Annotated in this window: 13 protein-coding genes; 6 read left to right on the forward strand and 7 right to left on the reverse strand. The window is 58.4% G+C overall.

The genetic code is table 11. The annotated features are described in order from the left end of the window. Positions 1–8: 8 nt before the first annotated feature. The 4 genes from N1037_09470 to N1037_09485 form a co-directional block, all read right to left on the reverse strand. Entirely contained in the window at positions 9–1,643 is a 1,635-nt protein-coding gene (locus N1037_09470; GenBank protein UWS81217.1) for a DEAD/DEAH box helicase, read from the reverse strand. A 277-nt stretch (positions 1,644–1,920) separates the two neighbouring features. Continuing rightward, positions 1,921–2,889 (reverse strand): glycosyltransferase family 2 protein, encoded by a 969-nt coding sequence (locus tag N1037_09475; protein UWS81338.1) that lies wholly within the window; start codon positions 2,887–2,889, stop codon positions 1,921–1,923. A gap of 2 nt (positions 2,890–2,891) precedes the next feature. After that, a complete protein-coding gene (locus N1037_09480; protein UWS81218.1) occupies positions 2,892–3,632 on the reverse strand; it encodes a hypothetical protein in 741 nt (246 codons plus the stop codon). 141 nt (positions 3,633–3,773) lie between these two features. Next, on the reverse strand, positions 3,774–5,381 hold the full coding sequence (locus N1037_09485; GenBank protein ID UWS81219.1) for a peptide chain release factor 3: 1,608 nt from the start codon (positions 5,379–5,381) through the stop codon (positions 3,774–3,776). Positions 5,382–5,713: 332 nt separating this feature from the next. Between N1037_09485 and N1037_09490 the strand changes: the two genes are divergently transcribed. After that, a complete protein-coding gene (locus N1037_09490; GenBank protein ID UWS81220.1) occupies positions 5,714–7,273 on the forward strand; it encodes an ATP-binding protein in 1,560 nt (519 codons plus the stop codon). A 39-nt stretch (positions 7,274–7,312) separates the two neighbouring features. Here the strand turns inward: N1037_09490 and N1037_09495 are convergent, their stop codons facing one another. Next, positions 7,313–8,323, reverse strand: coding sequence for a Hint domain-containing protein (locus tag N1037_09495; protein UWS81221.1), 1,011 nt, complete (start codon positions 8,321–8,323; stop codon positions 7,313–7,315). Positions 8,324–8,632: 309 nt separating this feature from the next. Between N1037_09495 and N1037_09500 the strand changes: the two genes are divergently transcribed. From N1037_09500 to N1037_09515, 4 genes are all read left to right on the forward strand, one after another. Further along, positions 8,633–9,412: an SDR family oxidoreductase gene (locus tag N1037_09500; GenBank protein ID UWS81222.1), complete on the forward strand. Its 780-nt coding sequence runs from the start codon at positions 8,633–8,635 to the stop codon at positions 9,410–9,412. A 35-nt stretch (positions 9,413–9,447) separates the two neighbouring features. Then, positions 9,448–10,566 (forward strand): hypothetical protein, encoded by a 1,119-nt coding sequence (locus tag N1037_09505; GenBank protein UWS81223.1) that lies wholly within the window; start codon positions 9,448–9,450, stop codon positions 10,564–10,566. A 157-nt stretch (positions 10,567–10,723) separates the two neighbouring features. Then, positions 10,724–11,773: a methyltransferase domain-containing protein gene (locus N1037_09510; protein ID UWS81224.1), complete on the forward strand. Its 1,050-nt coding sequence runs from the start codon at positions 10,724–10,726 to the stop codon at positions 11,771–11,773. A gap of 75 nt (positions 11,774–11,848) precedes the next feature. After that, on the forward strand, positions 11,849–12,976 hold the full coding sequence (locus tag N1037_09515) for an ABC transporter ATP-binding protein (GenBank protein ID UWS81225.1): 1,128 nt from the start codon (positions 11,849–11,851) through the stop codon (positions 12,974–12,976). A 54-nt stretch (positions 12,977–13,030) separates the two neighbouring features. Here N1037_09515 and N1037_09520 read toward each other — a convergent pair whose 3' ends face one another. Further along, positions 13,031–13,711, reverse strand: coding sequence for a YafY family transcriptional regulator (locus N1037_09520; GenBank protein UWS81226.1), 681 nt, complete (start codon positions 13,709–13,711; stop codon positions 13,031–13,033). 69 nt (positions 13,712–13,780) lie between these two features. After that, positions 13,781–14,092, reverse strand: a complete 312-nt coding sequence (locus N1037_09525) for a hypothetical protein (protein UWS81227.1) — start codon at positions 14,090–14,092, stop codon at positions 13,781–13,783. A gap of 220 nt (positions 14,093–14,312) precedes the next feature. Between N1037_09525 and N1037_09530 the strand changes: the two genes are divergently transcribed. Beyond that, complete coding sequence (locus tag N1037_09530) at positions 14,313–14,528, forward strand: twin-arginine translocase TatA/TatE family subunit (GenBank protein UWS81228.1); 216 nt, start codon at positions 14,313–14,315, stop codon at positions 14,526–14,528. Position 14,529 lies beyond the last annotated feature (1 nt).

The raw sequence follows: 14,529 nt of genomic DNA on the forward strand, positions 1-14,529 counted from the left end.
GTGATGGACTAGCCAGCGCGGCGCTCGTCAAAGGAGAGAGCGATAAAGCTGGGCATGTGATCGCCCATGCCGACAACTGTGCGGTCATCACGACGCCCGCCCTGTTTGCCACCACGTCCGCGGTTGGATTTGGAGTTCGAAGCGCTCGACTGGGAAGAGGTTGACTGGGAAGAGCTCGACTGGGCAGGGGCCTCTTCGGTCTTTTTGCTCGATGCGCGATTGGACGAGCGAGAGCGCCCTTCGGACTTGTTACCCTCTGCCTGGCGCGAGTCGGATTTGCGCTTATCGGACTGCGCTGTCTCAGACTTACCTGCGTCGGGCTGATCGGCCACCGCTGCTGCATCCGCTTGTGTCGTCTCGGCTGCTACGGCTTCTGGCGCGGCTGTGTCAGCAGAGGCTTTGCCGCGAGAGGATTTACCCCGGGCGTTTGTCTCTGATTTGGCAGGTGTTTCAGCGGCTTTCTTGGCGGAGCTGCGTTTGGCAGGCTCTGCCTTTTTCACCGGGTTCTCCAACCGGGTGATTTCCTTCTGCAACAGGGATTCAACAGCGGCAAGCGCCTTTTCGTCCCGGCTAGAGCAGATGGTGATCGCCTTGCCTTCGCGGCCCGCGCGCCCGGTCCGGCCAATCCGGTGGACATAGTCTTCGGGATGTCCGGGGACGTCAAAGTTGTACACATGGCTGACGCTTGGCACATCAAGCCCTCGCGCAGCCACATCGGAAGCAACAAGAATACGCAGCTGCCCGTCGCGGAACCCATCAAGGGTCTTGGTGCGCTGGCTCTGGTCCAGATCGCCATGGATCGGAGCGGCGTCATAGCCGTATTTCTTCAGCGACTTGGCGACGATATCTACATCGGTTTTCCGGTTGCAGAAAACAATTGCGTTGGTCAACTTGTCGCCTTCGCCGTCGATCAGCGCCCGCAGAGCGGTGCGTTTTTCGCTGGCTTCACGATCTTTGCGCGAGGCTTTGAACAAAACGACCTGCTGCTCGATGGTTTCAGAGGCGCTGGCCTGGCGGGCCACTTCGATTCGCTCTGGCGCCGACAGGAAGGTATTGGTGATCCGCTCGATCTCTGGCGCCATGGTGGCCGAGAAGAACAGGGTCTGCCGGGTAAAGGGCGTGAGCGAGAAGATCCGCTCGATATCCGGAATAAAGCCCATGTCGAGCATCCGGTCCGCTTCATCAACCACCATGATCTGCACGCCGGTCAGCAACAGCTTGCCGCGCTCAAAATGATCCAGCAGACGGCCAGGGGTGGCAATCAGAACATCGACGCCTTTGTCGATCAGTTGGTCCTGCTCTTTAAAGCTGACGCCGCCGATAAGCAGCGCCTTGGTGAGCTTCAAGTGCTTGGTATATGTGTCGAAATTCTCAGCTACCTGCGCGGCCAGTTCCCGCGTGGGGCACAAAACCAAGCTGCGCGGCATGCGGGCACGGGCACGGCCACGGGCCAGCATGGTGATCATTGGCAGGGTAAAAGAGGCGGTTTTGCCGGTGCCGGTTTGGGCAATGCCCAGCACATCACGACCTTCAAGCGCGGGCGGAATAGCACCTGCCTGGATAGGGGTGGGGGATTCGTACCCGGCCTCTTCGATAGCTTTGAGGACCTTTGGGTTCAGATTCAGATCGGTAAATTTTGTCATATGCGTCCGTTTATGCGGACACTGATTTGGCCCGCGCGTGTTTTGACAAAGCTGGGTCCGCAAAGACATGCGGTGTGACAACATCCAACTTTGAGGGGGACATAGCAAAATCTAGTCGAGCGGTCAATTATTGCCTGTGTTTAAGAGCTTGGACACTTGGCATGAAAGCGCTGACCATGCCGTGCGCCAGCGGGCAGGCGCGCCTGCTGGGGCACCTGATGGGGCATCTGACAGATAGGGGGCGAGGGGGCTATTACCCTGATAGCGTTGCAGCGGGTTAGGGAAACGCGGGGAAATGCTTGCGGCGACAGGCCGCCAGGTTCAGATCCCGGATCCGCAGCAGACCCTCTGCCTCCAGCCGCGCCCGTAGCGCGGGGCTATCGTTGCAGATCTCGTCATAGAATGCGCGCAAACCGGCCTCACCCTCTTCGGCTTCGATCATGGTCATCAAGTCATGTTTGGACAGGCCACCGCGATCAAGGGGGCGCGCCGGGGACAGCCCGGCGCGGTAGGAGCCTTGCGAGAGGCGGAACCGGTAGTGGGCGAGCCAATGTTGCCAATCCGGTGCATGGAGGTGGCACAGGTCAACCTCTGGCAGCTCCTGCGCGCCGGGATTTTCAATATCCTTGCCCGCCGCCGGGTCTTTTTGAAAAACATTGTGAATGCGCAGAGAAATATTGGCCATCCCGGTGCGTACAAAGATTTTGCCCTGAACATGGCTGAGAAATCCGCCCTTCAGATGCTCGCCATACCTCGGGTAGATGCGGCCAACCGTGCCGCCTTGCTCCGGGCCGCTGGGAATGTGGCCTTTAAAGGCGGTGCCGTCACCTGCCAGCGCCTCGATGGGGCGGGCACGGGCGCAGAGCGTGGTGGCTGGCAGGGCGTTCAGGATCTCACCGATAGGCCTGTCCGCCCAGAGGAATTCGTCGACGTCAATATGGGCGAGCCAGTCCAGATCCCCGGCCTGACGCCGATAGGCGCGGGTGGCATTCAGGCTTTGCCGCGCCTGATGTTTTTCCGGCCTGCCGGTTTTTTTGCGCCGTTGCCACCAGGAGGCATCATCGCAATCAAACACCCGGATCTTTGGATGGGCTTTCAGCAGCGCACGGGCCTCGGGGCAGGGGCTGTCCAGGTAGATGAACAGCCGGTGCGCCCCGATCTCAAGGTGGTAGGCAGCAAAGGTCAGGATATCTTCGGCGGGGGCCTTGATGGTGCTGACAAGGCCCCATTTTTCGGTTGGCGTCATCATCAGGAGGCGCGACGATTTTTGTAGCGTTGAATGCGGGCAAAGACCGTGCGGGGCTCCCGTACGAGATCGCCAAGCATCCGCTGGCAGAGCGGGGCGATGACCTGGTCGTTCACTCCATGCCGCCACAGGCGGGCCAAAATATTCTTGTCCATATCACCGCGGCGCAGGGAATAGCCCTCGAGGTCAAAGGCAAGATCGTCCTTCGACCGACCTTTGATACGAGGAAACCCCGAGCTATTGAGACGACCTGACAGGCGGCGTTCACTATCGTGAAGCTTGATGAGGTCAAAGAGTAGCGCCAGCCCCTGTCCCCCTAGACGTTGGTCAGTAGTAGCCCCATGGTCGGCAAAGGTTGTGGCGGCAGAGATCAGCCAGCGGGGGGCCAGTTCCTTCGCCAGTTTCGCCCCATCTTCGCTCCAGAGGCGTAGAAAAAGCTGGCGGGCGAGTTCTGAAGTCGGACGGCGCCGCAGGATTGCAATCAAAAAGGCATGCAGGGCAAAGATCTCGGATTGACCGCGCATTTCATACCGCAATTGCTGCAGTTTGTGCTCTGGGTCATACTGGGTGGTCACGTCCGGGTCTGCGATGTCTTCCGGGATGGTCTGGCGCCAAAGGGAGGCAAATTCCACATCAGCCTTTGGAAGGGATTGTTCAGGTCGCAGAAACGGGTGCTCCCTTTTCTCAAGCCGTTTCATCAGGCTAAAGAACCCTCCGGGATACAACTCGCTGTCAAATTCCATACTTCAAGTCACCGCGCAAACCAAGGTTTCTTGGCGGCAACATAGCTGAGAAAATTCCGGTATCGCAAGGCAATAGGCGAAGTGAACCCCAAGGGACGAGGCGAGGGGGCGGTCAACACCCCCTCCGGGTGAGTGATGGGATCAGACCATCATTTCCTTGGTTGCTGTGAGTTTCAGATCGGGGTAGTCGCGTTCGACCCGGTCGATATCCCACTGCAAACGGGTCAGATAGACGATATCGCCGTCATGGTCATAAGCGATGTGCTGTTTGTTGGTTTCGGTAAACTTATCAAGTGCTTGCTTGTCACCACTGACCCAGCGAGCCGAGGTAAACTGGGAGTTGTCAAACCGCACGGGCAGGCCATATTCCATCTCAATCCGGCTGGCGAGCACTTCAAACTGCAACGCGCCAACCACGCCGACAATAAAGCCCGAACCAATCGAGGGCTTAAAGACCTTGGCGGCGCCTTCTTCGGCAAATTGCATCAGCGCCTTTTCCAGGTGCTTGGCCTTCATCGGGTCGCCCGCGCGCACGCCTTGCAGAAGCTCCGGCGCAAAGGAGGGAATACCCGAGACCCGCAATGCTTCGCCTTCGGTCAGGGTGTCGCCAATGCGCAGCTGGCCGTGGTTGGGAATGCCGATGATATCGCCGGCCCAGGCCTCTTCGGCCAGTTCACGGTCCGAGGCGAGAAACAGCACCGGGTTAGAGATCGCCATCGGCTTTTTGGTGCGCACATGGGTCAGCTTCATGCCGCGTTTGAAATGGCCTGAGGCCATACGCACAAAGGCCACCCTATCGCGGTGCTTGGGATCCATATTGGCCTGCACCTTAAAGACAAAACCGGTGACTTTTTTCTCTTCGGGGGCAATTTTGCGCGGCTGCGCGGTTTGCACCTGGGGTTCGGGCCCATAGGCGCCGATCCCGTCCATCAGTTCTTTGACGCCAAAGGAGTTAATCGCCGAGCCAAACCAGATCGGCGTCATGTGACCTTCGAGCACCGCCTGCGGGTCCAGCTTGGGCAGCAGCTCGCGGGCCATCTCGACCTCTTCCAGCAGCTTTTCCAGCAGGTGGGCGGGCACATGTTCCGCCAGCTTGGGGTCATCCAGTCCCTCGATGGCGATGCTTTCGGCCACCTTGTTGCGGTCGGCGCGATCCATCAGTTCCAGCCGATCGCGCAGCATGTCATAACAGCCGATGAAATCACGTCCCACTCCAATGGGCCAGGCCGCCGGGGTTACGTCAATTGCCAGGTTTTCCTGAATCTCGTCAATGATCTCAAAGGTGTCGCGGCTTTCACGGTCCATCTTGTTACAGAAGGTCAGGATCGGCAGGTCACGCAGACGGCAAACTTCAAACAGTTTTTGTGTCTGGCTTTCAACGCCCTTGGCGCCATCAATCACCATCACGGCCGCATCCACCGCCGTCAGCGTACGGTAGGTGTCTTCGGAAAAGTCAGAGTGACCGGGAGTGTCCACCAGATTGAAGCGGTAGCCATCAAAATCAAAAGACATCGCCGAGGCGGAAACTGAAATCCCGCGGTCCTTTTCCATCTGCATGAAATCCGAGCGGGTCCGCCGGGCTTCGCCTTTGGCCCGCACCTGTCCGGCCATCTGGATAGCACCACCATAAAGCAGGAACTTTTCAGTCAGCGTGGTTTTGCCCGCATCCGGGTGCGAGATGATCGCAAAGGTGCGGCGCCGCGCGATTTCGGGCGGCAGGTCTGGGCGGTTTGCAGCGGTATCCAACATGGCATTGCCTCTAGCCAGAAACCGGGGGGGAGGCAAGGAAAACAGCCGCAGACATTGCCGGCCCCTCTCGTATGCGCCCTGTACCTTTGCTAAAGTGGTCCTGGCATTCGTTTTGCCCATTCTGGCGGTCAGCGCGGTACGGCGCCATCTGGCAGACAGGAGCCTGTGTCGAGACCCCTTTTCAGTTTTGGTTAGAGTTGATGTGTAAAATGATTACTATTAAAGGAAAATTTGCTGTCTAGAGTGTAGGTCAGTGTTCCTGTGTTCAGAGGAAATAGCGAGTGAAACGACTTCAAGCCTGCGACATCTATTCATTGTTGGATGCTGTTGGCATGGCCGAGATTGTGTTGGAAGTCGGCGACGACGGCATACCCCGATATGTGGCGATGAATAAGCGTTCTCGGGCGATTACAAAGCTTTCTGGGGACGGCTGGCTTGGCAAGACTGCTTTGGAGATATTTGGCGGCTCCACCGGAGAACGTGCGCTGGAGCATCATTTGGAAGTGGTGCAGTCGCAACAGGAAGCCACCTACGAGATCAATTTGCCGTCTGTTCACAAGACATTTTACATTCGCACAACAATGACCCCGGTGTTTGATGCCGCTGGTAAACTGACGCATCTTGTCGGGTCATCTGCGGATGTAACATCGGAGCGCGAACGAGACGCTGCTTTGGAGCTGACCAAGATTGCCAAGGAAAAAGCGGAGGAAGCGGGCCAGGCCAAGGAGAGATTTCTGGCAGAAATGAGCCATGAGATCAGAACGCCGATGAATGGAATTCTGGGTCTCTGTGAGCTGTTGAAGGAAACCAAGCTGGACGACGAGCAAAGCCTCTTTGCCGATACGATCTTCAGTTCCACGACAGCGTTGCTGGACATGATCAATGAAGTTCTCGATTTTGCTCAGATCAAGGCAAAAAAGGTCTCCCTCAACGCTCAGCCCTTTTCACTGCGTGATCTTATTGAAGAAATCAGGGTGCTCTTGTCCGCCAAGACTTCCTACAAGGGGCTTGGCTTTCTTGTGGATTACCCTGACACACTGCCTTCCACCTTCATCGGTGACGCCAGTAAGATCCGCCAAATATTGTTGAATCTGATTGGCAACGCGATCAAATTCACCGACCAAGGGCATATCTCGCTCACGGTTGACTATGATCTGAGTGCATCAATGGGGCCTTTGCGGTTTGCGGTTTCTGACACCGGCTGCGGTATTGAAGAAAGCAAGCTTGCCTCCATTTTCTCAGCCTTTGAACAAGCCAAGGGAACGCCCAAAGCACAGGCCGAAGGGACGGGGCTGGGCCTTGCCATTTCGCAGGCCCTGTTGGAGCGCATGGGGGGAGAGATTGCAGTCAAATCCGCTCCGGGGCAGGGATCGTGTTTTACCGTGTGGCTGGACCTCGCGCCTGAAGCCGATGGAGCCAAGGCAGCGGAGGCCGGGGAGCAGGGCGCGCCGCAAAATCAGCTTGGCGGTGGCCCCGCCAGTGCCGTTGCTGTTTCGGAGACGGAAACCTTAGAGCGGTTGCGTCGCATGAAGATCCTTGTGGCGGAAGACAACAAGACCAATCAGTTGGTCGTGGAAAAAATGCTGCAGAAATTTGGTGCGAAGGCTCGTTTTGCGGAGAACGGCGCAGTGGCCTACGAGACCTATGTCGCGGCGGAGTTCGACCTGATCCTGATGGATCTTTCCATGCCTGTTATGGGGGGGCTGGAAGCGGCCCGCCGGATCCGGCAGCACGAGACAGACACCGGTCGCGCGAACTGTAAGATTGTTGCGCTGACGGCAAATGCACAGAAAAGCGATGTAAAAGCCTGTTACGAGGCGGGAATGGATGGCTTTCTGACCAAACCATTTCGGAAATCTGAGTTGCTGGCGTACCTTAGCGCTCTTGACTGAAGACTCGTGGGCTCGGCGGGGTTGGGGCACAAGGCCCGGCTACCGCAGGGAGGCGCGTTTCAGCAGGCTGACGGCGTCGGGGCGGTCGAGCAGGGATTTTTGTACCTCGATACCATGGGCGTCGCGGCGCTGGCCAATTTCTAAGGTAGGGGAGATGCGATCCAGGATCTCATCCGGAAGGGCTGATTGGGTCATTGGGTCCAGAAACAGGCTCTCGGCGGCGATGCCCTCGGCGTAGACAATGTGATGACGATCAAACAGCAGCTGGAAATAGTCGACAAAGCCGCCATCCTGCACCACTACGCTGTCCCCATTGACCAGATCCCGCGCCCGTACCAGCAATTCGGGGCTGCCGGTGCCCAATTCATCATGGCGTTGATAGACCATCAGACGATGGTCAGGGCTGACCAACAGGTCGGCGGCATTGTTCAAAACCCCGGCGCGGATCAGCACCGGCGCCATGCGCCCGACAGCGCGCGAGGTGGTCTGGCCGATCCAGCGCAGCTCTTGCACGCCTTCATCGCGGGTCAGGATGCGGTCTCCGGGTTTCAGATCCTCGATTGGTTTTTGCGCGCCGGTGGCCATGGTGATCCGGGTGCCGCGGGTAAAGGAAACGCAGGCCATCTGTGCCAGTTTGCGCCGGGCGCTGTCTTGCTCGGCGCGCACCAGCGTATAGCTTTGCTGGATGCCCATTGGCGCCATAGGCACCAGATAAATCGCCGCGATCAGCCCCTCATGGTCGACTTCGACCATGATCAGGGCCTCAATGTTGTTACCTGCGTTCGGCATCAAGGTTACAACACAGTCCAGATGCAGCTGGGCGCCCGCCATGCCGAGTTCGGTATCCTGGGCGATGTAAAAACTGCCGTCCGCACCGCTGGCCAATCCCAACCGTTTGGCATGAGCCGTCGGGGACAGCTGGTAGATGTCATCCAGGATCAGCTCATCCATGACGCTCAGGCCGTCGCCCATATTGGCCCCAATCTCCACCTGAAACTGGTCAGCGGGATAGGCCGGGATGGATTGGATGGCGCGATCTGGTGTGGACACAGGAGCTCCGGTGGTTGGTCTGATGCGGTGCAGGGCGTGGACATCGTCGGATGCCCAGGGACTGCATAGCGGGTCTAGCAGTGAATTATGGCATGATACCGACAATTACGGGCAGAATTCCTGACAAGGCGTTAATTTTGCAAAGCGTGGCCTTTCTGACGCCCAGTTTAGCGCCCCAAACTCTGCCAGTTAACCTACCAGTCAAACAGTCGCCAAGCGCCGACCTGTGGCGCGTTTCAGGGCTGGCCATTGACGGGGGGGCAGTGCACTCTGTGCCAAATCACAAGAATGACCCATTGGAGGTAAGGAATGGATCTAGGAATCGCGGGAAAACGAGCATTGGTCTGTGCCAGCAGCAAAGGTCTGGGACTGGGCTGCGCTGAGGCGCTGGCGGAAGCAGGCGTCAACCTGGTGATGAACGCACGGGGCGAAGAGGCACTGGTGCAGGCAGCGCAATCGATCCGCGACGCTTACGGCGTTGAGGTTGAAACCGTGGTGGCGGATGTCACCACCAGCGAAGGTCAGGCAAAGCTGCTGGCCGCGGCCACGGATATCGACATTTTGGTGACCAATGCCGGTGGGCCGCCTCCCGGCCTGTGGTCGGACTGGGAGCGTGACGACTTTATCAAGGCTCTGGACGCCAATATGCTGGCGCCTATTGCCCTGATGAAGGCGCTCCTCCCTGGGATGATGGACCGGGGCTGGGGGCGGGTGGTGAATATCACCTCGCAATCGGTCAAAGCCCCCATTGCTGTGCTGGGTCTGTCCAATTCGGCCCGTGCCGGTCTGACGGGCTATGTGGCGGGCACCGCGCGTCAGGTGGCTGGCAGCGGGGTTTGCATCAACAACCTGCTGCCCGGCATTCATGCCACCGATCGTGCGGTCTCGCTGGATAGCGGTGTCAGCGCCCAGCAGGGCATCACCATGGAAGAGGCCAAGGCGCAGCGCGCCGCAACCATTCCGGCCGGGCGCTATGGATCGCGCACGGAATTTGGTGCCACCTGCGCCTTCCTGTGTTCGCAACACGCTGGTTTTATCGTTGGACAAAACATCCTTCTTGATGGCGGTTCAACCAACGCAACCCTGTAATAATTTACATTACCGAACATTTTTGGAGTATGTCCATGGCCAGCGGGTTTTCCCTGAAGGACCAATTGTTCAACATCGAGAAGACCCGCTATCTGGCGGGTCTTTTTGCCGAGGCGGTGCCGGGTTTTAAACCTGATCACTTTGAAGCCGAGGTGATGGCGGGGCTTTTGCCGCTGGAGCTGAAGGCCCGCATCAGCTGGATCGCCGAGGTGTTGGGGCAGCATCTGCAAGGGCCGCTTTCTGAGGTGGCGCCACATATCCTGCGCGCCTTGCCACCTCCGCTTGACCCCAGCAAGACCGATGATGACTTTGGCGATTTCATTTTTGCCCCCCTGGGGGAGCTCATTGTCGCACGCGGGCTGGAGAGTGACCCGGAACTGGCGCTGGACCTGTTGGGGGAGGTCACGCAACGTTTCTCAATGGAATGGGCTATCCGACCGTTTTTAAACGAACATCCTGATTTGACACTGGCACGTATGCAGGACTGGGCCAGTCATCCCAGCTACCATGTCCGCCGCCTGGTGAGCGAAGGCACCCGGCCGCGTCTGCCCTGGGGACAGGGAGTTTCCCTGGATCTGCGCACCCCGCTACCGCTTTTGCAACAGCTGCACAGCGACCCGACCCGCTATGTGACCCGATCCGTGGCCAATCATTTGAATGATATCAGCAAGAAAGACCCGGATCTGGTTTTGGATGTGCTGCAAGATTGGCGCGCGTTGGGGCAGCAGCAGGACAAAGAACTCAGCTGGTTGACCGCCCATGCCTGCCGTGGATTGGTGAAATCAGGCCACCCGCGCGCTCTGCGGGTATTGGGGTATGATCCGGATGCAGAAGTCAATGTAAGTATAGGAATTGAAACAAAAACAGTTAAAATAGGCGATGTCCTGAACTTTGAGGTAACCCTCTCTGCGCCCGGTGATTTGCCTGTTCTGGTCGACTACCGGGTGCGGTTCCCGCGGGCTACGGGAAAAGCCTCGCAAAAGGTGTTCAAGCTCAAACAGACTGAGTTAAAAGGGTCTCCTGTGACGCTGACAAAACGACATCGGCTAAAGGGCGACGCCACGACGTTTAAGCTGCATCCCGGCAGGCATGAGGTCGAGGTTCTGGTCAATGGCCGCGTCGCCGCGCAGGACAGCTTTGAGCTGACGCCATGATACCCCTAACGTCCTGATGCTCACCTTCTGTCACAGATTTGTTAGCAATGCGCCCGCACTCTTGTCGGCGGCGACCGGGCAAGATAGCCCGGAAGGTGGGTCTGGAAGTCCTGTCCGGGCCGATTGCTAAGAACGCGCCACTTTGGAGAAGCCCCCGATGTCCCATGAATCCGTGCAGAACTACTATGGCGAAGTGCTCCAGGGCAGCGAGGATTTGCAGACCAATGCCTGCTGCACCCCGGATGACATCCCGGATCACGTCAAAGAGGTGCTGTCGCAGATCCACGATGAGGTGCTGACGCGCTACTATGGCTGCGGCTTGATCGCGCCTGAGGCGCTGGAAGGCGCGCGTATTCTGGATCTTGGCTGTGGGGCCGGGCGCGATGTCTATGCGCTGTCAAAAATGGTGGGGCCTAGGGGCCGTGTTGTCGGTGTGGATATGACCCCGGCGCAGCTGGATGTGGCCCGCCGTCATCAGGATTTCCACGCCGAGGCCTTTGGCCATGACAGCTCAAACGTGGAGTTCCACCACGGGTTTATCGAAACACTGGAAGAGCTGGACCTGGAGCCGGGCTCTTTTGATATTATCGTTTCCAACTGTGTGATCAATCTGGCCACGGATAAGGCCGCGGTGCTGCGTGGCGCCTATCATCTACTGAAAGACGGCGGAGAGATGTATTTCTCCGATGTCTATGCTGACCGCCGGGTACCCGATGCCATGGCTCGGGATGAGGTGCTCTACGGGGAATGCCTGTCCGGGGCGCTGTATTGGAACGATTTCCTGACCCTGGCCAAGGGGGCGGGATTTAATGACCCGCGTATGGTGACGGCGCGGCCCCTGACCATAGAAAACCCCAAGCTGGAAGCCCGCGTGGCGCCGCTCAGCTTCCTGTCGGCGACCTACCGTCTGTTCAAGCTGCCGGCGTTGGAATCTGACTGCGAAGACTACGGCCAGGCGGTGATCTATAAAGGCACAATTCCCCATGCGCCCCATGCCCTGCGCTTGGATGATCATCACGTGATCGAGGCGGGTAAGGTCTTTCCTGTCTGCGGCAATACCTGGATGATGCTCAAGGACACGCGGCTGGAACCGCATTTTGACTTTATTGGTGATTTCTCCAATCACTACGGCATCTTTGCAGGCTGCGGTGGCAATTCTCCCTTCACCGGGTTGGATCCCGAAGGCACAGCGGCGGCCTGCTGCTGAGCACTTGCGCGGCGCGCGCCTGGTTGGTATTTGCCGCTAAAGCCGTTCGTTAACCGGCGCAGCTTGCGAGGCCGCATGAGCACAGCATCCCCCCACTCTCAGGGTTCCCAGTCCGTTGCGACTGGGCCTAAGTCGCATCCGCGGCTGGAGATCCGCAATATCCATCGCTATTTTGATGGCCGCGCGGTGGTGGATGATGTGTCCTTGCAGATTCAGGCGGGGCAGGTGACCTGCCTGCTTGGGCCTTCGGGCTGCGGTAAGTCCACCACCCTGCGGATGATCGCCGGGGTTGAGATGCAGGACAGCGGCGAGATCTATGTCGATGGCAAGCTGATCTGCGACACGGTATTTCGGGTTCCCCCAGAGCGGCGCGAGATTGGCTTGATGTTTCAGGACTTTGCCTTGTTTCCCCATCTCAGCGTCGCCGATAACGTCGCCTTTGGGCTGAAGGGCAGCAAGGATGAAAAACGCCTCCGGGTCGAGGAGCTGCTGCAAAAGGTGTCGCTGACGCGGTTCATTGACGACTATCCCCACCAGCTGTCCGGCGGTGAGCAGCAGCGGGTCGCCCTGGCGCGGGCATTGGCACCACGTCCGCGCATCATGCTGATGGATGAGCCTTTTTCCGGGCTGGACAACCGGTTGCGTGATGGCATCCGCGACGAGACACTGACCCTGCTGAAAGAAGAAGACACCGCCGTTTTGCTGGTCACCCATGAGCCGGAAGAGGCCATGCGCATGGCGGATGAGATCGCGCTGATGCGTGGTGGCAAGATTGTCCAGCAGGGCGCGCCATATAATGTCTATACCCGCCCCAGCGACAAGGCATCAGTCGCGTTCTTTAGTGATATCAATGTATTGAAGTCACAAGTTAACGGAGCGTTAGCCGATACGCCCTTTGGTCAATTCCTGGCGCCGGGCATCGCAGATCGCACGGATGTGGATATTGTCTTTCGCCCGCAACACGTGCGGATCGATTTTGACCGCGCTGGCAAGGGACCGCTGCCCACCGCCACCGACGGTGTACCAGCCCGCGCAGTGGTGAAACGGGCGCGCTATCTTGGCCATGAAAGCCTGGTGGAATTCCAGATGGACTATGATGGATCGGTGCTCAAGGTGACGGTGCCACGGGTGTTCCTGCCAGAGGTGGGCCGGGTGATGTGGCTAACCGTGCCGCGCAACCGCTGTTTCGTTTTCCCTGCCTGAGCCAAGGCAAGATCAGCCAAGGCAAGACCCGTTAAGAATAGTCGAGATCTGGCTTCAGCTCTTGTCGCGGTGGGGGTCGTAATCCGCCAAGGTCTTTCCGGGTTCATCCAGGAACAGTTCGGGCAGGGCGCGCACCTCTTCGATCAGATCAACGCGAAACACCCGGAAATCACCGCGTGTCTCGCACCAGGCCGTCAGGGTCCAGACACGCCCCCAATACTCCATATGCAGCGGCCGGATGGTGCGATCCGTCAGGGTGCCATCAAGGCGGCGATACCGCAGCGCCAGCTTTTGCCGGGATTTGATCGCGGCGCGCAGGGTGGGCATATGGGCAAAGCCACGGGCCACATCGGCAAAGGGGTAGACGGCAAATTTCCAGGCGTCGGCCTCGGCAATCACCTCGGTTGGCAAAACCGCATCGACCTTGGCGGCCAGGGCCTGTGCCGCGGCTTTCAGATCCGCATCCGCCGCCTCTGCCACGATGGCCATGCCAAGGTTGAGGGCTTCCAGCTCCGCCGGGGTGAGGGTCAGGGGCGGCAGGGTAATCTGTTCGCGCACCAGATAGCCGACACCGCGCTCTCCCTCCACCGGCACACCAGAGGCCACCAGCGTGTCCATATCGCGATAGATAGTGCGGGTGGAGACCTCTAGCTGCGCGGCAATATCCTGGGCGCGATGGAGTTTGCCATCGCGCAGGATCTGGATGATTTCAAAAAGACGGTCGGTGCGGCGCATGGGACTACCCTTGGCGCAGAGGTGGGGGCCGCGTCAAGACAGGCGGCCCCCACCAGAAACAGTTCCAGATCAGTTTGGCATCAGGGTCCAGAGAATGGTTTCATGGCGAATGGTGACGCTGTCTGGCGCAATCGCTGCCATCAGGGCCGGGGCAAAATCCTGTTTGCCAAAACTATCCGCCACCTCCAGCGCGGTTTGCATGTCTTTCCAGATCACCGTGTCGGTCCAGGAGCCGTCGCTGCCACAGCTGAGGCGACGAAAGACAAAGCCGGGGTTGGCGCGCACAAAGCCTTCGCTTGCCTTGCTCAGCTGGACGAATTGCTCAGGCGTGACACCTTCGTTGAGGGTAAAGGTGACGGTTTCGGCGACGTGTTGTGTCATATCAAACTCCTTTTGTTGATGTGGGTTCTCTAACAAGAGGCAACTGACACAAACCTGTCAGTTGTGTTTGCCTGTGACTGAAAAAAACTGTTTTTGCATCCTGCACAGGGGGCAAAGCGGCTGCGGGCTCTTTGCGCCGACACAGGAGCTGCGTAGACCTGTGGTCAGAGGAATAGTCAGCCGATGCACTGCGCATTGGCAAAGTGAAGGAGAGATTCACATGCTTAACAATATTGGTCTTCCAGGCATCCTGCTTATCGCTGTTGTGGTTCTGGTGCTGTTTGGTCGCGGTAAAATCAGCTCCCTGATGGGCGAAGTCGGCAAGGGCATTACATCGTTCAAAAAAGGCGTCAGTGAAGGCACCGCTGAGCTGGAAGAAGATGCGGCCACTGAAGCCAAGGACGTGACCCCCGAAGCTGACAAAGACAAGGCGTAAG

It is taken from the genome of Phaeobacter sp. G2 (genome assembly GCA_025163595.1).
Taxonomy (GTDB): domain Bacteria; phylum Pseudomonadota; class Alphaproteobacteria; order Rhodobacterales; family Rhodobacteraceae; genus Pseudophaeobacter.

Bases quoted from the DNA above. Each gene is read 5' to 3' on its own strand.
- N1037_09470 (UWS81217.1), bottom strand. From the start codon at position 1,643: ATGACAAAATTTACCGATCTGAATCTGAACCCAAAGGTCCTCAAAGCT.
- N1037_09475 (UWS81338.1), bottom strand. From the start codon at position 2,889: ATGACGCCAACCGAAAAATGGGGCCTTGTCAGCACCATCAAGGCCCCC.
- N1037_09480 (UWS81218.1), bottom strand. From the start codon at position 3,632: ATGGAATTTGACAGCGAGTTGTATCCCGGAGGGTTCTTTAGCCTGATG.
- N1037_09485 (UWS81219.1), bottom strand. From the start codon at position 5,381: ATGTTGGATACCGCTGCAAACCGCCCAGACCTGCCGCCCGAAATCGCG.
- N1037_09490 (UWS81220.1), top strand. From the start codon at position 5,714: ATGGCCGAGATTGTGTTGGAAGTCGGCGACGACGGCATACCCCGATAT.
- N1037_09500 (UWS81222.1), top strand. From the start codon at position 8,633: ATGGATCTAGGAATCGCGGGAAAACGAGCATTGGTCTGTGCCAGCAGC.
- N1037_09505 (UWS81223.1), top strand. From the start codon at position 9,448: ATGGCCAGCGGGTTTTCCCTGAAGGACCAATTGTTCAACATCGAGAAG.
- N1037_09510 (UWS81224.1), top strand. From the start codon at position 10,724: ATGTCCCATGAATCCGTGCAGAACTACTATGGCGAAGTGCTCCAGGGC.
- N1037_09515 (UWS81225.1), top strand. From the start codon at position 11,849: ATGAGCACAGCATCCCCCCACTCTCAGGGTTCCCAGTCCGTTGCGACT.
- N1037_09520 (UWS81226.1), bottom strand. From the start codon at position 13,711: ATGCGCCGCACCGACCGTCTTTTTGAAATCATCCAGATCCTGCGCGAT.
- N1037_09525 (UWS81227.1), bottom strand. From the start codon at position 14,092: ATGACACAACACGTCGCCGAAACCGTCACCTTTACCCTCAACGAAGGT.
- N1037_09530 (UWS81228.1), top strand. From the start codon at position 14,313: ATGCTTAACAATATTGGTCTTCCAGGCATCCTGCTTATCGCTGTTGTG.